Annotated in this window: 21 protein-coding genes; all 21 read left to right on the top strand. The window is 62.5% G+C overall.

Features of this window, described 5'->3' with window-relative positions; translation table 11 throughout:
• Nucleotides 1-34 precede the first annotated feature (34 nt).
• The 21 genes from floA (at nt 35) to VQ071_RS04180 (ending at nt 20,857) form a co-directional block, all read left to right on the top strand.
• Entirely contained in the window at nt 35-1,024 is a 990-nt protein-coding gene (floA, locus tag VQ071_RS04080) for a flotillin-like protein FloA (RefSeq protein WP_445293253.1), read from the top strand.
• Between the two features lie 5 nt (nt 1,025-1,029).
• A complete protein-coding gene (locus VQ071_RS04085; protein WP_340512585.1) occupies nt 1,030-1,644 on the top strand; it encodes a hypothetical protein in 615 nt (204 codons plus the stop codon).
• Nucleotides 1,645-1,784: 140 nt separating this feature from the next.
• A complete protein-coding gene (yqfC, locus tag VQ071_RS04090) occupies nt 1,785-2,069 on the top strand; it encodes a sporulation protein YqfC (RefSeq protein WP_340512586.1) in 285 nt (94 codons plus the stop codon).
• A gap of 10 nt (nt 2,070-2,079) precedes the next feature.
• Entirely contained in the window at nt 2,080-3,426 is a 1,347-nt protein-coding gene (gene yqfD / locus VQ071_RS04095) for a sporulation protein YqfD (RefSeq protein WP_340512587.1), read from the top strand.
• A gap of 6 nt (nt 3,427-3,432) precedes the next feature.
• Nucleotides 3,433-4,404, top strand: coding sequence for a PhoH family protein (locus VQ071_RS04100; RefSeq protein WP_340512588.1), 972 nt, complete (start codon nt 3,433-3,435; stop codon nt 4,402-4,404).
• Between the two features lie 15 nt (nt 4,405-4,419).
• The gene (locus tag VQ071_RS04105) at nt 4,420-6,684 is read left to right on the top strand and encodes an HD family phosphohydrolase (RefSeq protein ID WP_340512589.1); all 2,265 of its coding nucleotides are present in this window, start codon (nt 4,420-4,422) and stop codon (nt 6,682-6,684) included.
• On the top strand, nt 6,681-7,262 hold the full coding sequence (gene ybeY / locus VQ071_RS04110) for an rRNA maturation RNase YbeY (RefSeq protein WP_340512590.1): 582 nt from the start codon (nt 6,681-6,683) through the stop codon (nt 7,260-7,262). The genes VQ071_RS04105 and ybeY overlap by 4 nt, the downstream gene beginning before the upstream one ends.
• On the top strand, nt 7,259-7,630 hold the full coding sequence (locus tag VQ071_RS04115) for a diacylglycerol kinase family protein (protein ID WP_340512591.1): 372 nt from the start codon (nt 7,259-7,261) through the stop codon (nt 7,628-7,630). Before ybeY ends, VQ071_RS04115 begins: the two co-directional genes overlap by 4 nt.
• A 39-nt stretch (nt 7,631-7,669) precedes the next feature.
• Nucleotides 7,670-8,119 carry a cytidine deaminase gene (cdd, locus tag VQ071_RS04120; RefSeq protein ID WP_340512592.1) on the top strand — a complete coding sequence of 150 codons (450 nt, stop codon included), beginning with the start codon at nt 7,670-7,672 and terminating at the stop codon, nt 8,117-8,119.
• On the top strand, nt 8,116-9,021 hold the full coding sequence (gene era, locus VQ071_RS04125; RefSeq protein WP_340512593.1) for a GTPase Era: 906 nt from the start codon (nt 8,116-8,118) through the stop codon (nt 9,019-9,021). Before cdd ends, era begins: the two co-directional genes overlap by 4 nt.
• Before the next feature lie 136 nt (nt 9,022-9,157).
• The gene (locus tag VQ071_RS04130; protein ID WP_340512594.1) at nt 9,158-9,316 is read left to right on the top strand and encodes a YqzL family protein; all 159 of its coding nucleotides are present in this window, start codon (nt 9,158-9,160) and stop codon (nt 9,314-9,316) included.
• 78 nt (nt 9,317-9,394) lie between these two features.
• Nucleotides 9,395-10,159 carry a DNA repair protein RecO gene (recO, locus tag VQ071_RS04135; RefSeq protein ID WP_340512595.1) on the top strand — a complete coding sequence of 255 codons (765 nt, stop codon included), beginning with the start codon at nt 9,395-9,397 and terminating at the stop codon, nt 10,157-10,159.
• A gap of 138 nt (nt 10,160-10,297) precedes the next feature.
• Nucleotides 10,298-11,218, top strand: a complete 921-nt coding sequence (locus VQ071_RS04140; protein ID WP_340512596.1) for a prenyltransferase — start codon at nt 10,298-10,300, stop codon at nt 11,216-11,218.
• 27 nt (nt 11,219-11,245) lie between these two features.
• Complete coding sequence (locus VQ071_RS04145) at nt 11,246-11,974, top strand: DUF6081 family protein (RefSeq protein ID WP_340512597.1); 729 nt, start codon at nt 11,246-11,248, stop codon at nt 11,972-11,974.
• A gap of 414 nt (nt 11,975-12,388) precedes the next feature.
• A complete protein-coding gene (gene glyQ, locus VQ071_RS04150; RefSeq protein ID WP_340512598.1) occupies nt 12,389-13,276 on the top strand; it encodes a glycine--tRNA ligase subunit alpha in 888 nt (295 codons plus the stop codon).
• Nucleotides 13,269-15,356, top strand: a complete 2,088-nt coding sequence (gene glyS, locus VQ071_RS04155) for a glycine--tRNA ligase subunit beta (RefSeq protein WP_340512599.1) — start codon at nt 13,269-13,271, stop codon at nt 15,354-15,356. The genes glyQ and glyS overlap by 8 nt, the downstream gene beginning before the upstream one ends.
• Before the next feature lie 75 nt (nt 15,357-15,431).
• Nucleotides 15,432-16,238, top strand: coding sequence for a pyruvate, water dikinase regulatory protein (locus tag VQ071_RS04160; RefSeq protein ID WP_340512600.1), 807 nt, complete (start codon nt 15,432-15,434; stop codon nt 16,236-16,238).
• Nucleotides 16,239-16,405: 167 nt separating this feature from the next.
• The gene (locus VQ071_RS04165; RefSeq protein WP_340512601.1) at nt 16,406-16,876 is read left to right on the top strand and encodes a YaiI/YqxD family protein; all 471 of its coding nucleotides are present in this window, start codon (nt 16,406-16,408) and stop codon (nt 16,874-16,876) included.
• Nucleotides 16,877-16,926: 50 nt separating this feature from the next.
• Nucleotides 16,927-18,753, top strand: a complete 1,827-nt coding sequence (gene dnaG, locus VQ071_RS04170; protein WP_340512602.1) for a DNA primase — start codon at nt 16,927-16,929, stop codon at nt 18,751-18,753.
• 31 nt (nt 18,754-18,784) lie between these two features.
• The gene (rpoD, locus tag VQ071_RS04175) at nt 18,785-19,921 is read left to right on the top strand and encodes an RNA polymerase sigma factor RpoD (RefSeq protein ID WP_340512603.1); all 1,137 of its coding nucleotides are present in this window, start codon (nt 18,785-18,787) and stop codon (nt 19,919-19,921) included.
• A gap of 102 nt (nt 19,922-20,023) precedes the next feature.
• A complete protein-coding gene (locus VQ071_RS04180; RefSeq protein WP_340512604.1) occupies nt 20,024-20,857 on the top strand; it encodes a hypothetical protein in 834 nt (277 codons plus the stop codon).

Raw genomic sequence — 20,857 nt, forward strand, 5'->3', positions numbered from 1 at the left:
TAACAAACTAATTTATTTGCCGGAGGTAATGCGAATGGATCCGAATGTGCAGCTATTGATTATCGGCGCTTTGATTATTATCGTGCTGGCCGTGTTTTTCAGCTTTTTCCCGTTCATGCTCTGGATATCCGCGCTTGCGTCGGGGGTGCGGCTCAGCATCATCACGCTCGTCGCCATGAGGCTGCGGCGCGTCGTGCCGTCGAGAATCGTGAATCCGCTCATCAAGGCTACGAAGGCGGGACTCGGGCTTAACATCAATCAGCTGGAGAGCCACTTCCTGGCTGGCGGCAACGTGGACAGAGTCGTCAATGCGCTCATCGCGGCGCAGCGCGCCAATATCCCGCTGCCCTTCGAGCGGGCGGCGGCGATCGACCTGGCAGGCCGCGACGTGCTGCAGGCCGTGCAGATGAGCGTCAACCCGCGCGTCATTGAGACGCCGGTCGTCTCGGCCGTAGCCAAGGACGGCATCGAGGTCAAGGTCAAGGCGCGGGTCACCGTGCGTGCCAACATCGACCGGCTCGTCGGCGGCGCCGGCGAGGAGACGATCATCGCCCGTGTCGGCGAGGGCATCGTCAGTACGAACGGCTCGGCCAATTCTCACAAGGACGTGCTGGAAAATCCGGACCTGATCTCGCGCACCGTGCTTGCCAAAGGTTTGGATGCCGGCACCGCGTTCGAGATTCTGTCCATCGACATCATGGACGTCGACATCGGCAAAAACATCGGCGCCCATCTTCAGACGGAGCAGGCGGAGGCCGACAAGCGCATCGCCCAGGCGAAGGCGGAGGAACGGCGCGCGATGGCGGTCGCGCAAGAGCAAGAGATGAAGGCGCGCGTCGTGGAGATGCGGGCGAAGGTCGTCGAATCCGAATCCGACGTGCCGCTGGCGATGGCCGAAGCGCTGCGGAGCGGCAAGATGGGCGTCATGGATTACATGAATCTGAAAAACCTCGAAGCCGACACCCAGATGCGCGGCTCCATCGGCCGCAGCGAAGCGGGTCCTGCTGACGGCGAAGGGCGCTGAGCGCCATGGAACAGCTGATCGGTTTTCTGCTCGGGAATTTCCATTTTGTCCTCATAGGCATCGGCATTCTGTATATGCTGCTGCGCAAGTCTCCGCTGGAGAAGCCGCCGAGCGGCAGGCCGGGCAACGGGCAGTCCGGGAGGATGCCCGACTTTGGCGGCGGCGGCTTGCCGCGGCCGATGCGCCCGGCAGCCGGGCCGAAGACGGCACCTGAGCCCCGGCGCGCGCAGCAGCCGGTTCAGCGCCACGAAGGGCCCGGGGCGCATGACCGGCCGTGGTCGCCGCAGGCGACTGGCGAAGCGGGCGGCAGGGAGACTGCCGCTGCACGGTCCGTAGGCGAGCGCCAGGTCGTGTATCGCAGCCCGGGGAGTTCGCCGCCTGCCGCCGTCCCCTGGGCCGGCGAGGGCGAATCCGGAGGCGAGGGCGTGCCCTCCGCTTCCGCCGCGCAGTCGGCGCGCGAGGACGCGGCATACCACGCGGCGACATCGCGCTCGCTGCCGGCGCAGCAGCCGCAGGCCGGCATGGCCCGGCAGCGGCCCAAGCGCAGCGAGCTGGCGCAGGCGGTCATGTGGGCCGAGATTCTCGGCCCGCCGCGCTCGCGCAAGCCGCATCGCAGATGAAGCCTGCCGGCGCTCCGGCGCCGCCATAACTTGAAGCCGTCCGTTCGGGCCATCCGCCCGCAGCGGACGGCTTTTTGTCGCTTCTTCATATTCCCCGCCGCCCTCGCATATAGATGAGACGTATGGGAGGGGGGCGCGTCATGCCGCGAGTCGGACGCAAGCTGCGCAAGTGGACAGCCCGTGTCCTCGATCTGCCTCAGGATGTCGTACTGGATGTGCCGCGCATCACGATGATCGCCGGACTGCAGCTGACGGTGGAAAATCACCGCGGCGTGCTTCATTTCTCGCAGGATCGGCTGCGGCTCGCGATGGATCGCGGCGAATTGGAGATATTGGGCAGCGATCTCGTGATCCGTCTGATCGGAGGCGAGGAAGTGTTCGTCGAAGGCAAAATTACCGGCGTGCTGCTGCATCCGGGAGATTGAGCCCGTCGCAATGGGGAGCGGCAGACGGCCGCCCCGCGGCGGGCGGCGTGCCGAAGCCGGAGGCAGCGCGTCGGGGGTGAGCAGCTTCTGCGGCGGCGCCGAACGCCGCGTCTGCCGGAACAAGGGACAAGCCGGCGAGAAAGGGGGAGAAGCCGTGAAGGGTCAGTGGTTAAGCTTTATCCGCGGAAGCGTGAAGGTGAGGCTGGTCGGGGGAGACAGCCGAGTTTTTTTGAATGCGGCCGGCTCCCAGCGGATCGAGCTGTGGGAGGTCGCCTACGATAGAGAAGGCCGCTTGTCGTTTTGCGTGTCCGTGCCGGATTTTTTTGCGCTGCGCCCGCTGCTGCGGCAGGCCGGCAGCCGTCCCCGCGTGATTGCGCGCTACGGTCTGCCGTTCAAGCTGAACCGGCTGTCGCGGCGCAAGACATTTGCAGGCGGTTTGCTGCTGTTCGTCGCGGCTTTGTTCGCGCTGTCCACCTTGATCTGGGACGTGCAGGTGAAGACGGACGATACGGTGCCGGAGAGCGTGATCCGTCAAGCGGCCGCGTCGGAGGGCATCAGGCCGCTTCATTGGTCGCTCCGGCTGCCGGATACGACGGAGCTGGCGCACCGTCTCGCGCGGAGGCTGCCCGATGCGGCATGGGTAGGCGTAGAGAAGGACGGGACACGTTATGTCATCTCCGTCGTCCGATCGAACAAGCCCGAGGAAAAAGCCGCAGCGGGGCCGAGCGATCTGGTCGCCAAGGCGGACGCCGTCGTGACCCGGATCGTCGCGGAGAGCGGCCGGCCGCAAGTCGCGCGCAATACGCGGGTGCGGGCAGGTCAGGTGCTCATCTCCGGCCGGCTCGGCGAGGCCGAGCGGGTCAAGCTCGTCGCGTCGGAAGGAGAGGTGCGGGGGCTCGTATGGCATGAATACGACATCGTATCGCCGCTTGCGCGTAGCACGAATTATTATACGGGGGAGTCCGCGGATCGCACCTATCTCGTCATCGGCAGCCGGGCGCTGCAGACGGGCGGCTACGGGCAGGACAGCTACGCCTTCTCCAAGACGTTCGCGCAGTGGCAGACGTTCAAGTGGGGAAGCTGGACGCTGCCGATCGCGATATTGAGAGAAAAGGAGCGGGCCGTCGAAAAGCGAAGCGAGCGTATGACGCCGGAAGCCGCAAGAGAGGCCGGGCTGGCCCGCGCAAGAGAGGAAGCGCTGTCGGCCGCCGGATCGGGCGCGGTCATCAAGGCGGAAAAAATTTTGCATGAACAATCGGAGAATGGTAAAGTGATGGTACGTGTACTGTTTGAAATCGAACAATCGATTGCCGTTCGGCATCCGATCTCGGCGAATCCCAATACGCAGGGGGAATGAGGCTTTTTGACTGACAGCAGGCATCTAATTACGATTCCTCTCCGCAACGCGGCGGAGGGACTGGCTCTATTCGGTCCGCAGGACAAGTTCCTCCGCATGATCCAACAGGAGACGGCAGCCGTCATCCACTCCCGAGACGCGGAGATTACCGTCGAGGGCGCGGAGAACGACGTGCGGTCTCTTCAGCAGTTTTTCGATACGCTGCTTCAGTTGATCCGCTCCGGCCTCACGCTCGGAGAGCGCGATGTGCGCTATGCGTACGAGCTGGCACGCGACATGAAGGCGGACCAGCTGCTCGCGCTGTTCCAGGGCGAGATTACGACGACCTACCGGGGCAAGCCGATCATTCCCAAGACGCTCGGCCAGCGGCATTATGTCACGATGATCCGCAAGAAGGACATCGTCTTCGGGATCGGCCCGGCCGGTACCGGCAAGACCTACCTGGCGGTCGTATCGGCCGTCGCCGCGCTCAAGGAAGGGCGCGTCAAGCGCATTCTGCTGACGCGTCCGGCCGTCGAGGCCGGCGAGAATCTGGGCTTCCTGCCCGGGGACATGCAGGAGAAGGTCGATCCGTACCTGCGCCCGCTGTACGACGCGCTGAACGACGTGCTCGGCCCCGAGGGCGTAGCCAAGGCGCTCGAGCGCGGCATGATCGAGATCGCGCCGCTCGCCTATATGCGCGGCCGCACGCTGGACGACTCGTTCGTCATTCTGGACGAGGCGCAGAATACGACGGGCGAGCAGATGAAAATGTTTCTGACACGGCTCGGCTTCGGCTCCCGCATGGTCATCACCGGAGACGTAACGCAGATCGATCTGCCCAAGGGCAAGAAGTCCGGTCTGAACGAAGCCCAACGCATTCTGAAGGACATTCCCGAGATCGGTTTGGTCTACTTTTCGGAGCAAGACGTTGTCCGCCATGCGCTCGTGCAGAAGATTATCGTAGCCTATCAGAGGGACGACGAACACAACGAGTAAAGGAGAGAGCGCCGGATGAATCGGACACGAAGCGGCCCGGCGGGTATATTAACTTCCTTTGCTGCCGCAGGATGGAAGCAAAGCGCGGCGGTCAAAGGCCTGCTGCTGCTTGCGTTCGTCCTGCTGTTTTATTTCAGCCTGGCGACGCGGCTGGTGCCGGAGACATACGATATCACGCTCGGCGTGAGAAGCGAGCACGACATCAAGGCACCGCATCAGACGACGGACGAGAAGGCGACCCTGAAGGCCCAGGAGGCCGCCGCCGAGAAGATCGGGGCGATCTACCCCTATGTTGCGCTGCACAACGAGAACCTGATCGACAGCATCTTCGTGCGCATCGATCAGCTCAACCAGGACGACCAGGTCACGCTGGAGCAAAAGATCCAGATCTACCGCACGGAGCTGCCCGACCGCGTGGACCAATTCATCGACACGTTCACGAGCACGAATGCCGGAGCCGGCGTCTACTCGGACAGTCTGCTGGCCGAGATGAAAAAGGTCGTCCAGGCGCAGGCTTACCGGATTCCCGAGGAGACGTACTACAAGCTGCCCAAGCTGACGACGGAGCAGATCGGAGAGATGCGCACCGTGGGGCGGGACGTCGTCCGCAGGCTGATGAGCGATCCGAGCACGGACGCGGAGGCGGCGCGCGCGAAGGTGGCGGAGCTCGTAAACGGAAGCTCGCTGGCGCTCAAGACGCAGCGCGAGATCGTTCAGGAGCTCGCCAGATTCGTGCTGACGCCCAACAAGTTCTACGACAAGGAAGCGACCGAGGAGGCCAAGGTCCAGGCCAAGCAGAACACGCAGCCGATCGTCATCAAGCAGGGCGACGTGATCGTGAAGGCCGGCCAGGTCATCGACCAGGAGACGTACGATTTGCTGGACAGCTTCGGGCTGCTCAAGGAGCAGAAGACCTACTGGCCGCAGCTGGGCGCGCTGATGCTGTCGATTTTGTTCATGCTGGCGCTTTACGGGTATTCGGAGCTGTCCGCTGCCGCTTCCAGGCATGCGATGCGGCGTACGAACGTGGACTGGCTGATGCTGCTTCTTATTTTTGCGATCAATATTCTGGTCGTGCATCTGGTCGCGCTGGCGCATAGCGACGCATGGCCTTTTATCATTTATATTGCGCCGCTGGCGCTCGGCAGCATGCTCATCACCCTGCTGATCGATATCCAGACGGCGATGATCGGTTCGCTATTGTTCACGATTCACGCCAGCATCGTCATGAACGTCGAGCAGACGAACATCTTCGACTTCCGCTACGGATTCGTCGCGGCCGTCGTGCTGTTCGCTTCGGTGCTCGCCATTCATCGGGCGAGCCAGCGCTCCGCGATCTTGAAGGCGGGCATCATGGTGAGCCTGTTCGGCGCATTCGCGGTGACGGCGCTCGCGCTCGTCGGCCCCGATCTCGACCGGTCGCAGCTTGTCCAGTCGGTCGGCTTCATGCTGGCGAGCGGACTGCTCACGGCGGTTCTCGTGATTGGCATCATGCCGTTTTTTGAGATGACGTTCGGCATATTGTCGGCGCTGAAGCTCGTCGAGTTGTCCAACCCGAACCATCCGCTGCTGCGCAAGCTGCTCACGGAGACGCCGGGCACTTATCATCACAGCCTGATGGTCGGCAATCTGTCCGAGGCTGCGGCCGAGTCCGTCGGCGCGAACGGGCTGCTCTGCAGAGTCGGGTCCTTCTACCACGACGTCGGCAAGACGAAGCGGCCGCTTTACTTCATCGAGAATCAGAACGGCGGAGACAATCCCCATGACAAGCTCGACCCGAAGGTGAGCGCCTCGATCATTATCGCGCATGCGAGAGACGGGGCGGACATGCTGAGAGCGTACAAGCTGCCGAAGCAGATCCGGGATATCGCGGAGCAGCATCACGGGACGACTTTCCTCAAGTTCTTTTATTACAAAGCGGTCAAGCAGGCGGAGCAGGCCGGCGAGCCGTGCGAATGGTCCGAAGACGACTTTCGCTATCCCGGGCCCAAGGCGCAGTCCAAGGAAGCGGCGATCGTCGGCATCGCGGACAGCGTCGAGGCGGCGGTTCGATCGCTCGGCGCGCCGACCGTGGAGCAGGTGGAGACGATCATCGCCAAGATTATCAAGGACCGGCTGGACGACGGGCAGCTGAGCGAATGCGATCTGACGGTGAAGGAGCTCGGCCAGATCGCCGATACGCTGAAGACGACCGTAATCGGCATGTTCCATTCCAGAATCAAATATCCGGAGGAAAATACCTCCAAACACGAAATGGATAAAAAGGAGCGGGAAGCATGAGCCTGAAGCTGGAATGGGTGGATGAGCGGTCGGATGGCGCAGGGGCGGGCGAGAGCGGCTGGCCGGCCCTTCTCGAGCGCCTGCTGAACGAAGCTGGAGCCGCGGAGGGCGTGGCGGACGGCATTGTCACGCTGACGCTGACCGACAACGACGGCATCCGCGAGCTGAACCGCCAGTTCCGAGGTCTCGACAAGGCGACGGACGTGCTGTCTTTCCCGATGCGGGAGCAAGGCTCGGACGAGCTGGAAATATTGTACGAGGACGATTACGAGACGGCGACGATCGAGATCGGACCGGACGGCGCGGACGAGGCGGACGAGCGCGAGGCCGACGAAGCCGAGGATCAGACGGCCGGATTCGGGCTGATTGAGGAGCTGCTCGGGGACATCGTCATCTCGGTGCCGCGAATGCACGAGCAGGCCGAGGAATACGGCCACAGCGCAGAGCGCGAGCTGGGCTTCCTGTTCGTGCACGGCTTCCTGCATCTGCTCGGCTATGATCACGGAGACGAGGCCGCCGAGCGCGAGATGTTCGCGAAGCAGGAAGAGATTCTGGCCAGCGCGGGCCTCGGCCGGTGAGCCGCAAGCAGTCCGAGCTGGCGTCGTTCCGTCAGGCGCTGGCCGGCATTGCGCATGCGCTGCGGACCGAACCGCATATGCGATTTCATACGGCGGCGAGCGCGATCGTGCTCGCCGCGGCGGCATATCTCGGACTGCCGCGCGGGGATTGGCTGTGGCTGCTGGCGGCCTGCGCCGCAGTGCTGGGGACAGAGCTCGTGAACACGGCCGTCGAGCGCGCGGTCGATCACGCCTCCCTGCAGCGGAGCGTGCTGGCCAAGGCGGCCAAGGACACGGCTGCCGGCGCGGTGCTGGTCGCAGCGCTGTTCGCAGCCGCAGTCGGGCTGATCGTGCTGCTGCCGCCGCTATGGGAGCGTATTGCAGGCTAACAACATCGGGGCGGACTGCCCCGATTCGGAGGATGACAGATGGGGGACATTAATCTAGAGACGATCGGCTGGACGCCGGAGCAATTGCTCGCCGAGGCGGCCCGGGCGATGGACAAGGCCTATGTGCCGTATTCGAACTTCAAGGTCGGCGCGGCGCTGGTCGACAGCGCCGGCGCGGTCCATCACGGCTGCAATATCGAAAACGCGGCTTACAGCCCCGGCAACTGCGCGGAGCGCACGGCGCTGTTCCGCGCGATCGCGGACGGCCATGCGCCGCGGAGCTTCCGCGCGATCGCCGTCACGGGGCATACGGACGAACCGATCACGCCATGCGGCGTCTGCCGGCAGGTGCTGATCGAACTGGGCGGACCGGATATGCCCGTCATTATGGGCAACGCCAAGGGAGACATCTCGATCACGACAGTCGCCGAGCTGCTGCCCGGCGCATTCACGCCGGCCAGTCTGGCGGAGGGAAGGAACAGACAATGAACGATCCGAAAAGCAAGTTCAAGTCGGGCTTCGTCGCCATCGTCGGACGGCCGAACGTCGGCAAGTCGACGCTGATGAACCAGGTGATCGGGCAAAAGATTGCAATCATGAGCGACAAGCCGCAGACGACCCGCAACAAAATTCACGGTGTCTATACAACCGAGGACAAGCAGATTGTGTTCCTCGATACGCCCGGCATCCACAAATCGAACTCCAAGCTGGGCGACTTTATGGTCAAGTCCGCGCTGGGGGCGCTCGAGGAGGTCGAGGCGATCCTGTTCCTGACCGACGTGTCGGAGGAGCTGGGTGGCGGCGACCGCTTCATCATCGAGCAGCTGAAGAAGGTGAATACGCCCGTCTTTCTCGTGCTGAACAAGATCGACAAGATCCAGCCCGAGGCGCTGCTGCCGATTATCGGCAAGTACAGCAAACTGCACAGCTTCACCGAGGTCGTGCCCGTATCGGCTCGCGACGGCAACAATGTGAATACGCTGCTCGAGCAGATCGGCCGCTACCTGCCTGAGGGACCGATGTACTATCCGGCGGACCAAATTACCGACCACCCCGAGCAGTTCATCTGCGCGGAGCTCATTCGCGAGAAGATATTGCAGACGACCCGCGAGGAGATTCCGCATTCGATCGCCGTAGAGATCGAGAGCATGGGAACCGGCGACAACGGCGTCGTCAACATCGGCGCGGTCATTTACGTCGAGCGTCCTTCCCAGAAGGGCATCATCATCGGCAAAAACGGCGCCGCGCTCAAAGAGGTCGGAAAACGGGCGAGACACGATATGGAACGGCTGCTCGGCTCCAAAATTTTTCTGGAGCTGTGGGTCAAGGTCAAGGAAGATTGGCGCAACCGGGAAGCGGTGCTGAAGTCGCTCGGCTTCCGGCACGACTGACCGGTCGTGCGGGCTAAATACGGCGGTGTTAAGCGCACGAAGGTCAAATGTTGTCAGGCATAGGCGCACCCCGGCGGTGGCATTCTAACGGTGGCGATAGGGAAAAGTTCATTTCCACCCGGGAGGATGTGACGCTGTGCGAGACTTCACGTGGCACGTGTTTACGCAGACCGGCGATATCGAAGCCTACCTGCTGTACAAGGAAATGAGTCAGCCCGGAGCCGCCGGCCTGGCGACGGAAATGCCGGCGCCGGAGAGCGAAAGGGAAGAGGACGGAGCGGGAGCCCTGTTGTAGGGGAAGCCCGCGGCGCGAGCCGCATCGAACGCGGCGCGCCACCGGTCCCGGCCGGGCGACAGAAATGAGGAGAGGCCGTTGCTCTACCGGACGGAAGGCATCGTCATCCGCAGCATCGACTACGGAGAAGGCAACAAGATCATTACGATCATGACCCCGTCGCTGGGCAAGCAGGGCATCGTCATCCGCGGCGCCCGCAAACCGAAAAGCCGTTACGCATCGCTCGCCCAGCTATTTACGCTTGGCGATTTTTCCTTTTACAAGGGAGGCGGCCTGGGCAATTTGAACAGCGGCGAGATAATCGAATCTTTCAGAGGTTTGCGAGAAGGACTCGATCAAGCCGCCTATGCCTCGTACCTGGTGGAGCTGTGCGACCGCGCCATTCAGGACGAGGATGCGGGCGCTTATCTCTACTATCAGCTTCACGCGGGCCTGCAAGCTATATCCGAAGGCAAGGCTGCGCAGATTGTCGCGCGGCTGTTCGAAATGAAAATTGCGGCGGCGGCCGGCTATGCGCCGATGCTTGACGCATGCGCGAACTGCGGACGGGAGGCGGGGCCTTTTTATTTCAGCGCCGCCGGAGGCGGCGCCCTTTGTTCGTTGTGCCGTCATCGCGACCCGAAGGCGATGGAGCTCGAGGAGGGCGTCTGGAAGCTGCTGCGGGTTTTTTCGGCGATGGACCTGCGCAGGCTCGGCAATGTGGCCGTGAAGGAGGCGACCGCCAAGCGGCTCGCCGAGGTCATGAGGCGATGGTTCGATCATCATTTGGCGCTGAACTTGAAGTCGCGGCATTTTTTGGATCAGTGGGAACGGGGAGAAGATTTTTTCAAACCGGTACCTTAATTCGACAAAGTGTGCTATACTATAGTAAGTAACATACGCGATTCAAGCATTGATACGGGTTCGCTAGATTCGTAGGTCTGCGAAGCCGTTTTTCTATGCATGCTGGGATACTTGCCACTGGCGAAAGGATGCGGCTGAATGGATAAATTCAGGCGATTTATGAAAGCTTCGCGCATGCGGGTCATTCCCGTCATGCTGATGCCCGTCGCGCTCGGCGCGCTCGGCGCCTATGTATGGGAAGGCGTCTTTAATATTTGGCTGCTGCTGCTCACGCTGGTCGGCGCCGGGGCCGCCCACCTGTTTTCGAATATGATCAACGATCTCTGGGATTATAAGAGCGGTACGGACGAAGCGGCCAAAAACACGGCGGACGCAATCGGCACCAATTCGGGCTATCTGACGAACGGCGTATGGAGTCTGCGTTTGTTCGCGGCCGTCACCTGGGGACTGTTTGCGCTCGCCGCCGCCAGCGGCATCGCGCTGGCGCTGCTGTCCGGCATCTGGGCGTTTGTCTTCGGCGCGCTCGGCGGCCTGATCGCCTATTTCTATGTCGCGCCGCCGATCCGCTTCGGTTACCGGGGCAAGGGCTACAGCGAGCTGGCGATACTGCTGGCGTTCGGCGTGCTGCCTGTGCTCGGCTCGTTTTATGTACAGACGTCCACGTTCGATTACAGAGCGATTTTGCTGTCGCTGCCGATCGGATTGCTCACGACGCTGATCTTGTTCAACCATCATTTCCTGCACTGGCAGGCGGATCGGGCCGCAGGCAAGCGCACGCTCGTCGTCGTGTGGGGCGAGCGCCGTGCGCTTCAATTCTCGCGGCTGCTGCTCGGGCTTGCGGCGCTGTCGCAGATCGTGGCCGTCGTTGCAGGCGCGCTGCCCGCCTATGCGCTGCTGGGCCTGCTCACTGCGATACCGCTGTATCTCGTATATGGCCGGCTGCAGGATCACAACAGCTCGCGGGCTTATCTTCCGCTGATGGGCGCATCCGTTCAAGCCGCCAACCGCTGCGGCTCGATCCTGATCGTCTGCCTGATTATCCAGGGCATTCTGAACTAATTCAATCCGATATGGAGTGACAGCTCGATGGAAAAGCAAATCGTATTCGGCGATTTTCACCGCATCTTGTCCGAGGGCGAAGTATGGAAAATCGGCGGCTTCCCGCTGCCGGACGGCTCGTTCTGGGAATACCGGGAGCCCGATGCCGTCGTCATCGTCCGCAACGGTATGCTGTATGTGCGCGCGCCGCTCAGCCGCAGCCACGACCGCGTGCAAATTCTCGACAACGCGAAGCATATGTACTACGCCGTGGAGGAGGTCGTCGTGCCGGACAACGGGGAGGTCAGCTTTGAGCTGGACATTCGCGCGCGCAGCACGGGCACGGCGCCCGGCGATCTGTACGACGGCTACGTCTCGCTGAACCTGCTCGATTTCTCCACGGGCGCCGCGCTCGACTTTTTTGCGGGCAATGACAAGTATGCATCCGTCTACGCGGTGCTGCCGTTCCCCGGCGTCGAGGTGCCGCCGTCGGACAAGACCCGGTACTTCTGCGTGTTCCAGGAGGATACGAACTTCAAGGCGCGCGAGTTCAACACCTACAAGATCGTATACAACAGGGCGGAGGACGAGGTCGTCTTCTACGTCAACGGCGCCGAGGTCCGCCGCGAGCGCAGCGTGCCGGTCAAGTTCAACCGCTTCACGATCGCGCTCGGCATCATGACCGAGAAGGATCTGACCCCGGAGGGCAGCGTGTCGGTGCACGGACAGACCGTGATCGCGGAGTATTCGCCGGTGAAGGTGACGATCCGGGAGTAGCGCGCATGCGCGGCGCGCCGCTTGCTGCCGCCGATATTTGACATATTCGCCGTCCATCGGCTAGAATGTTGCATATTGATGGCCATGTACTCGTTGAAGGAAGAGAGTAGCCGGTTGCCTGTCGGCAGCTGCAGCGAGCCGGGGGCGGTGCGAGCCCGGCGCGACGAACCGGCGAAGGGCACTCCGGAGAGAACGGCCACACCAAAGAGCGGGCAATCGAAGGAACGCGGGAGCGAGCCGCACAGCGCGGATTCGGACTTCCGGCGGTATCTTCGGGCGTCAAGTAGGGTGGAACCGCGGGATCGAGCTCCCGTCCCTATGTCTGCGCGGCAGACGTGGGACGGGAGTTTTTTGTCGCGTTCCGGCGCCGCGGAAAAGGCGGATTGGATCCCAATTTACGAAGGAGTGGCGAACTTGAATTTTCAGCAGATGACATTGACGCTGCAGCAGTTCTGGGCGGAGCAGAACTGCATCGTCGTGCAGCCGTACGACACGGAAAAAGGCGCGGGCACGCTGAACCCGATGACGTTCCTGCGCACGCTCGGACCGGAGCCGTGGAACGTCGCTTATGTGGAGCCGTCCCGCCGTCCGGCGGACGGACGCTACGGCGAGAACCCGAACCGGCTGTACCAGCATCACCAGTTCCAGGTCATCATGAAGCCTTCGCCGGACAACATTCAGGAGCTGTACCTCGAGAGCCTGAAGCGGCTTGGCATCGACCCGCTGCAGCACGATATCCGCTTTGTCGAAGACAACTGGGAGCATCCGGGCCTTGGCGCGTGGGGACTCGGCTGGGAAGTATGGCTGGACGGCATGGAGATTACCCAATTCACGTATTTCCAGCAGGTCGGCGGCATCGACTGCCATCCGGTAGCGGTCGAGATCACATACGGGATGGAGCGCCTGGCTTCGTACATTCAGGACAAGGAAAATGTGTTCGAACTCGAATGGGTCCAGGGCGTCTCTTACGGGGACGTGTTCAAGCATCCGGAATACGAGCACTCCAAGTATACGTTCGAGGTGTCGGACGTCGCGATGCTGTTCAATCTGTTCTCTACCTACGAAGCAGAAGCAAGACGGGCGATGGACGAGAATCTGGTGTTCCCTGCGTACGATTATGCGCTTAAATGCTCCCATACGTTCAACCTGCTCGACGCGCGCGGCGCGATCAGCGTCACGGAGCGTACCGGTTATATCGGACGAATTCGCAATCTGTCCAGGGCGGTTGCCGCAACTTACTTGCAGGAACGCGAGCGCCTCGGATTCCCGCTGCTGAAAAAGGAGGCGACGGAAAATGCCTAAGGATCTGCTGCTTGAGATCGGTCTGGAAGAAGTACCCGCGCGATTCGTGCGCGGCGCGGTGGAGCAGTTGAAGGACAAGACGGAAAAATGGCTGGCGGACAATCGGCTGGCGCACGAAGGCGTGACCGCCTACGCGACGCCGCGGCGGTTGGCCGTCATCGTCAAGCGCCTGGCCGACCGTCAGGAGGATGTCAGCGAGGAGGTCAAGGGACCCTCGCTCAAGATCGCGAAGGATGCGGGCGGCGCCTGGACCAAGGCCGCGCTCGGCTTCGCGCGCAGCAACGCCGCCGAGCCGGAGGCGCTGTTCGTCAGAGAGCTGGCGGGCGTCGAGTACGTCTATGCGCGCAAATCGAGCATCGGCGTCGCCGCGTCCGAGCTGCTGCCCGGGGCGCTGCCGGCGATCGTCACGTCGATGACGTTCCCCAAAAATATGCGCTGGGGCGCCTACGAGCTGCGCTTCGTCCGTCCGATCCGCTGGCTCGTCGCGCTGCACGGCAGCGAGGTCGTGCCGTTCTCAATCACGGATGTGCAGACCGGCCGTACATCCCGCGGACACCGCTTCCTGGGTAGCGATACGGACATCGCCGAGCCTTCGCAATACGTGGCCAAGCTGCGCGAGCAGCATGTCATCGTCGACATCGAGGAGCGCCGCGAAGCGATTCTGGCCCAGCTCGGCGAGCTGGCGAAGTCCCGCGGCTGGGAGATCGCGATCAAGGACGACCTGCTCGAGGAAGTGCTGTTCCTCGTCGAGACGCCGACTGCGCTCGCGGGCTCGTTCGACCCGGCCTTCCTCGACATTCCGCAGGAAGTGCTGATCACCTCGATGCGCGAGCATCAGCGCTACTTCCCGGTGCTGGATGCGCAGGGCAAGCTGCAGCCGCACTTCGTCACCGTGCGCAACGGCGACGCGGCATCGCTCGACATGGTCGCGAGGGGCAACGAGAAGGTGCTGCGCGCCCGGCTGTCGGACGCGAAGTTTTTCTACGCCGAGGATCAGAAGGGCAAGATAGACGCGTTCCTGCACAAGCTGGAGAGCATCGTCTACCACGAGGAGCTTGGCACCGTCGCCGACAAGGTGCGCCGCGTCCGCGCGACCGCAGACAAGCTCGCGGAGCTGCTGAGAGCGGATGAGACGGTTCGCGCGCAGGTCGGCCGCGCGGCGGACATCTGCAAGTTCGACCTCGTCACGCAGATGGTGTACGAATTCCCCGAGCTGCAGGGCATCATGGGCGAAGACTACGCGCTCAAGTTCGGCGAGGAGCCGGCCGTCGCCAAGGCGATCAACGAGCACTATTCGCCGCGCAATGCATCCGACAACCCGCCGGCATCGCTCGTCGGCGCGATCGTCGGCATCGCCGACAAGCTCGACACGATCGTCGGCTGCTTCTTAATCGGCATCATCCCGACAGGCTCGCAGGACCCGTACGCGCTGCGCCGCCAGGCGGCGGGCATCGTGTCGACGCTGCTGGCGCACGGCCTGGAGCTTAGGCTGTCCGAGCTGTTCAAGCTGTCGCTCGACGTGTTCGCGGCGGCCGGTCTCGGCAAGCGCGAGGCGTTCGACGTCTCCAAGGACCTGAGCGAATTTTTCGCGCTGCGGGTAAAGAATGTATTGACGGAGCAGCAGATCCGCTACGATGTCACGGATGCGGTGCTCGGCGCGGGCTGCGACGATGTGCGCCGCACGGTGCTGCGGGCCAAGGCGCTGCAGGCTGCGGCGGCCGGCGACAGCCGCGAGGCGTTCCGTCCGGCGGCCGAAGCGTTCGGACGCGTCGCCAACCTGGCGGCCAAGGCGGGGGATTCCCGCCAGATCGACGCCTCGCTGTTCGCAGACCCGGCGGAGGGCGCGCTGTACGAAGCCTGGATGAAGGCGCACGGCACGATCGTGACGGCGACGGCGGAGGCGAAGCTGACCGAGGCGCTATCCGCGCTGTCCGAGCTGAGCGGGCCGATCGCTGCGTTTTTCGAGGCGGTTATGGTCATGGCCGACGACGAGGCGATCCGCCGCAACAGGCTGGCGCTGCTCGGGCTGATCGCGGACGATGTGCGCGGCTTCGCCGACTTCGCCAAGCTCGCCGGTTGATCGCCGGAGCAGGCGCGCGGCAGCGCCCGCCGGCGTACCGGGCGGATCGATCTTGAGCGAACGGGAGGGATCTACTTGGAAGCAAACAGCGTGACCGTCTATGTCGTCTCGGATTCCGCCGGCGATACCGGGGAGCTGGCGGTGCGGGCGGCAGCCGCCCAGTTCCATCCGCTCAAGGTGCAGATCAGGCGGGCCGGCTTCATCCAGCGGCAGGAGGCGATCGATGCGGTGCTCGAGGCGGCCCAGAGCGAGCGGGCCGTCGTGCTCTATACGCTCGTCATCGACGCGCTGCGGACGCATATGGCCGCCGAATCCGCGCGGCGCGGCATCTCGGCGATCGATCTGCTGGGCCCGCTCATCGACCAGATGGAGCAGCGCTTCGGCTGTCGGTCCCGGCATGAGCCGGGACTGAACCACGTGCTCGACGCCGGCTACTTCCGCAAGGTCGAGGCCGTCGAGTTCGCGGTCCGCTACGACGACGCCCGCGACGTGACCGGCGTGATGAAGGCGGATATCGTGCTCACCGGCGTATCCCGCACGTCCAAGACGCCGCTGTCGATGGTGCTCGCGCATCGGACGTACAAGGTCGCCAACGTCCCGCTCGTGCCGGAGCTGACGCCGCCGCGGGAGCTGTTCCTCGTGCCGAAGGCCAAGGTCTTCGGCTTGACGATCCGTCCGGATGCGCTCAATGCGATCCGCGTGGAGCGGCTCAAGGCGCTGGGACTGCCGAACACGGCTTCCTACGCGACGGCCGAGCGGATTCAGCAGGAGCTTGAGTACGCGCACGGCATCATGGAGAAGCTCGGCTGCGTCATCATCGACGTGTCGAACAAAGCGGTCGAGGAGACGGCCAGCCTGATTATGGAACGGTTGGAAAAATAGTCGTTTTCGGCGGATTGCCAGCGGACAACCGGCTTGCCTCACAAGGCGGCTGGTTGTTCCTTTCTTACGGGACGTTGGCCCGATTTTTCGGTCGCAAGGAAGGATTTATTAGACAAGTAGCGTATATAATAGGGACTCACAACATAATTAATGAGCGGTGGTGTCGAATGCTGCTAAACCCGGTCAGAGTCGTCGTGGACGCGGATGCCTGCCCGGTGAAGCCGGAGATCGCGTCTTGTGTGCGGGCTGCGGGCATCCGCGCGCTGCTCGTATCGTCGCATGCGCATGTGCTGCAGTCGGAGGAAGGCGTGGACATCGTCACCGTGGACGACAGCGACCAGTCGGCGGACCTGTATATCGCCAACGCGCTGAAGGCTACGGACGTGCTCGTGACCGGCGACTACGGCCTCGCTGCGCTCGGGCTCGCGCGAAGAGCGGCGGTATTGACGCCGCGCGGCAAGATCATCGGCGAGGACGATATCGAGGGCCTGCTCGCGCAGCGGCATTTCTCGGCCCGGCAGCGCCGGGGAGGCATGCGGACGCGGGGACCGAAGCCGTTCACGGACGAGGATCGCGACCGATTTCAACAAAAACTGACATTGCTTATTCGGAGGTTGCAGGAGAATCGTCTCTCTTAGCGAATTGTATTACGTGCCGAAAATGAACGGCAAGGCGGATGGCTTATGATATGAGTAACGGCATGATTCCACAAGAGACGATCGACGAGGTGCTTCGGCGGTACGATATTGCGGAGACCGTCGGTCGTTACGTTCAATTGTCGAGGAACGGCAAATACCTGAAGGGGCTGTGCCCGTTCCACTCCGAGCGGACGCCGTCCTTCACGGTGACGCCGGAGAAGCAGATCTTTCACTGCTACGGCTGCGGCAAGGGCGGCAATGTCGTGAAGTTCATCATGGAGATCGAGAACGAGACATTCCCCGAGGCGATCCGCAGCATGTGCGAGGAAGCGGGCATTCCGATCAACTGGCAGGCGTCCGAGGGCGAGCAGACGCCCCGCCAGAAGGAACGGTCCGTGATGACGGAGGCGCATGCGTTCGCCGCGAAGCTCTACCATGCCGTGCTGCGCAACACGGCTGCGGGGACGGAGGCGATGAACTATCTGCGGGGCCGCGGGATGACCGACCGGCTGATCGAGGAATTCGGCGTCGGCTATGCGCCCGCCAGATGGGACACGCTCACGCAGGCGCTGGACAAGCGCGGCTTCGATCTGTCCGAGATGGACCGGGGCGGACTGCTCTCTAGGCGTCATGAGGGCGAAGGGTTCGTCGACAGATTCCGCGACCGCGTCATGTTCCCGATCCACGACGACAGCGGCAAGATCATCGCCTTTGCGGGCAGACTGATGTCGGACGGGCAGCCCAAGTATTTGAATTCGCCCGAATCGCCCTTGTTCAGCAAGAGCCGGACGCTCTACCGGTTCCACGCGGCCAAGGGAACGATCCGCAAGTCCCGTCAGGTCGTGCTGTTCGAAGGCTATATGGATGTGATCAAGGCGTGGTCGGCCGGCGTCCACAACGGCGTGGCGACGATGGGGACGGCGCTGACGGCCGAGCACGCTTCCCTGCTGAAGCGCTATGCGGACGAGGCCGTCGTCTGCTACGACGGCGACGATGCAGGGATGGCGGCAGCGAGCAAGAGCATCCCGCTGCTGGAGCAGGCGGGCTTCAGAGTGAGAGTGGGTGTGCTGCCGGGCAAGATGGACCCGGACGAGTACATCGCGTCGTACGGCTCCGAGGCATTTCTGCGGGAGATCGTCGAAGGGGCGGTATCGGCGCTTAAATTTCAGCTCATCTATTTAAGGAAATCCCATATACTTCTAGAAGAAGACGGGAAGCTCCGATACCTCGAAGACGCGATCAAGCTGGTGGCCCGGCGCGAATCGGCTACCGAGCGCGAGCTCACGCTGAAGGAGCTGGCCCAGGAATTCGGCGCTTCGACGGACAGCCTGAAGCAGGACGTATTCAAGATCAGGCAGCAGGAGAAATTGGGAACGGCTGGGGATAATCCGGGCGGATCGTGGAATAATGAATGGAATGATAACCGAAGTTCGGCCAAGCTTCCCGATTTGTCGCCCGCTTACGTGACAGCCGAACGGCATTTATTGTCGTGGATGCTGCTGGACGCAGAGACGGCCGGCATCGTGCAGGAGCGGCTTGGCGATCGTTTTCAAGTGGAGGATCACGCGGCAATCGCTGCTTATCTATACGCTTATTATGCGATGGGCAATCAGCCTGACATAGGAAGATTCACCGCCAACCTTCAGGATGATCGGCTCGAACGTGCGGCCACCGCCATCGCATTGATCGATGTTCCATTCGGAGAGCGGCAGCTTGAGGATTATCTTCGCACGGTTGAACGTCAGGCGGCCAAAAAAGATGATTTGCAAAGTTTGCAGGAGCAGATGATTCAGGCAGATCGTGCCGGAGACACGCAACGAGCTGCAGAAATTGGACTAGAGATTATCGCCCTGAGGCAACGGCTTAAAATGAAGTGAAGCCGTCGCTGCAGGGAGGAGGGAGTCGGAAATGGCGAACGATCAACACACCGGACTCGAGACGGAGAGCTCGCTGGAGCAGGTCAAGCTGCTGCTGATCGAGCAGGGCAAAAAGAAGGGCGGCCTGACCTACAAGGACATCATGGAGAAGCTGTCTCCGTTCGATCAGGACGCCGAGCAGATCGATGACTTTTTCGAACAGCTCGCGGACCACGGCATCGAGGTCGTCAACGACCACGACGAGCTGGGCGGCGGGCGCGACCGCGACCGCGAAGAGGAAGGGCACGACGAATTCAACTTCGACGACGATCTGTCGCTGCCGCCGGGCATCAAGATCAACGACCCGGTGCGCATGTATCTGAAGGAGATCGGACGGGTGCCGCTGCTCGGCGCCGACGACGAGGTCGAGCTGGCGAAGAAAATCGAAATCGGCGGCGAAGGCGGCGAAGAGGCGAAAAAGCGGCTGGCCGAGGCGAACCTGCGGCTGGTCGTCAGCATCGCGAAGCGCTATGTCGGACGAGGCATGCTGTTCCTGGACCTGATCCAGGAGGGCAATATGGGTCTGCTCAAGGCCGTCGAGAAGTTCGACCATACGAAGGGCTACAAGTTCAGTACGTACGCGACGTGGTGGATCCGTCAGGCGATCACGCGCGCGATCGCCGACCAGGCGCGCACCATCCGTATTCCCGTGCACATGGTCGAGACGATCAACAAGCTGATCCGCGTCTCGCGGCAGCTGCTGCAGGAGCTCGGCCGCGAGCCGGCGCCTGAAGAGATCGCCGAGCAGATGGAGCTGAGCGTGGACAAGGTGCGCGAGATCATGAAGATCGCGCAGGAGCCGGTATCGCTCGAGACGCCGATCGGCGAAGAGGACGATTCGCATCTGGGCGACTTCATCGAGGACCAGGAGGCGCTGGCGCCGGCCGATGCGGCGGCGTACGAGCTGCTCAAGGAACAGCTGGAGGACGTGCTCGATACGCTGACCGAGCGCGAGGAGAATGTGCTGCGGCTGCGCTTCGGACTCGACGACGGCCGGACGCGCACGCTGGAGGAAGTCGGCAAAGTATTCGGCGTTACGCGCGAGCGGATCCGGCAGATCGAAGCCAAGGCGCTCCGCAAGCTGCGGCATCCAAGCCGCAGCAAACGTCTGAAGGACTTCCTGGAATAAGAAGACGGGACGCATTGCCGTGTCTCAGAGGACCTTGCGCCGGCCGTCCGGCTGCAAGGTCTTCTTGGCTTCAAGCAACGCGAAGCGAGAGGAGCAAGCAACATGCCTCCAGTAGACGAGGACAAAAGGAAATGGGTCGTGCGGGAAATCGAATCCTGGCGGCGGGCCAAAATGCTGCCGGAGCACTATTGCGACTTCCTCCAAAATTTATATCTGGACGATCTGACCGTTCGGCCCAAGAGCGCGGCCGGGGAGCGGCTGCAAAAGATCGGCCAGGCGTCGGGTAAACAGTGGTTGTATGTCCTTGTCATATTTTCCTTGATCTGTCTTGTTGCCCTTCATTTTAGCGCGTTTCCTCCGGCATTGCAAATCGCGATATCCGTCATCGGGACGGGCGTGCTCGTCGCGCTCGGCTCGCGCTTCAGGGACAGTCTTCCCGCCCGCGGGCTGACGCTGCTCTCCGCAGGCATGCTGCTGCTGCCGGCGTCGGGCGCCGCCATTTTGCATATCCAGGGCTGGACGGAAGGTCCCGGTCTGTTCATCCTGCTGGTCGCGAGCGCCTTGATCTGGATCGTATGCGGGATTGCGGAGCGGTTCGCAGTGCTGCACTGGCTCGGCTGGATGGGCATCGTCGCCTTGTATGCGGCCGTCCTGTCGCGTCAGGCGCCGCATCCGAGCTGGCTTGAGGTGCAGGTGTTCTGGGTGCCCGCCGCCCTGCTGTTCGCATGGCTCAGCTGGTTCCTGCACGTCAAGTTCAAGATGACGGGGGCCGTATTGTTCGCGACCGCCCTCATTTTGTGGTTCATGCCTGAAGTTTACTCCGCGCTGTTCGGCGTGGCCCGGGACTGGATTCAGATCGAGCTGTTGATTAAAATCGCGCTGGTGGGCACATTGATGTTCCGCCTGCGCAGACAATGGATGGAATGGGTTGCATGA

The organism is Cohnella sp. 56 (genome assembly GCF_037963805.1).
GTDB lineage: Bacteria > Bacillota > Bacilli > Paenibacillales > Paenibacillaceae > Cohnella.

What these genes read in the sequence shown, in the direction of transcription:
- floA (WP_445293253.1), top strand. Translation starts at nt 35, where the DNA reads ATGGATCCGAATGTGCAGCTATTGATTATCGGCGCTTTGATTATTATC.
- VQ071_RS04085 (WP_340512585.1), top strand. Translation starts at nt 1,030, where the DNA reads ATGGAACAGCTGATCGGTTTTCTGCTCGGGAATTTCCATTTTGTCCTC.
- yqfC (WP_340512586.1), top strand. Translation starts at nt 1,785, where the DNA reads ATGCCGCGAGTCGGACGCAAGCTGCGCAAGTGGACAGCCCGTGTCCTC.
- yqfD (WP_340512587.1), top strand. Translation starts at nt 2,080, where the DNA reads ATGGGGAGCGGCAGACGGCCGCCCCGCGGCGGGCGGCGTGCCGAAGCC.
- VQ071_RS04105 (WP_340512589.1), top strand. Translation starts at nt 4,420, where the DNA reads ATGAATCGGACACGAAGCGGCCCGGCGGGTATATTAACTTCCTTTGCT.
- ybeY (WP_340512590.1), top strand. Translation starts at nt 6,681, where the DNA reads ATGAGCCTGAAGCTGGAATGGGTGGATGAGCGGTCGGATGGCGCAGGG.
- cdd (WP_340512592.1), top strand. Translation starts at nt 7,670, where the DNA reads ATGGGGGACATTAATCTAGAGACGATCGGCTGGACGCCGGAGCAATTG.
- era (WP_340512593.1), top strand. Translation starts at nt 8,116, where the DNA reads ATGAACGATCCGAAAAGCAAGTTCAAGTCGGGCTTCGTCGCCATCGTC.
- VQ071_RS04140 (WP_340512596.1), top strand. Translation starts at nt 10,298, where the DNA reads ATGGATAAATTCAGGCGATTTATGAAAGCTTCGCGCATGCGGGTCATT.
- VQ071_RS04145 (WP_340512597.1), top strand. Translation starts at nt 11,246, where the DNA reads ATGGAAAAGCAAATCGTATTCGGCGATTTTCACCGCATCTTGTCCGAG.
- glyS (WP_340512599.1), top strand. Translation starts at nt 13,269, where the DNA reads ATGCCTAAGGATCTGCTGCTTGAGATCGGTCTGGAAGAAGTACCCGCG.
- VQ071_RS04165 (WP_340512601.1), top strand. Translation starts at nt 16,406, where the DNA reads ATGCTGCTAAACCCGGTCAGAGTCGTCGTGGACGCGGATGCCTGCCCG.
- dnaG (WP_340512602.1), top strand. Translation starts at nt 16,927, where the DNA reads ATGAGTAACGGCATGATTCCACAAGAGACGATCGACGAGGTGCTTCGG.
- rpoD (WP_340512603.1), top strand. Translation starts at nt 18,785, where the DNA reads ATGGCGAACGATCAACACACCGGACTCGAGACGGAGAGCTCGCTGGAG.
- VQ071_RS04180 (WP_340512604.1), top strand. Translation starts at nt 20,024, where the DNA reads ATGCCTCCAGTAGACGAGGACAAAAGGAAATGGGTCGTGCGGGAAATC.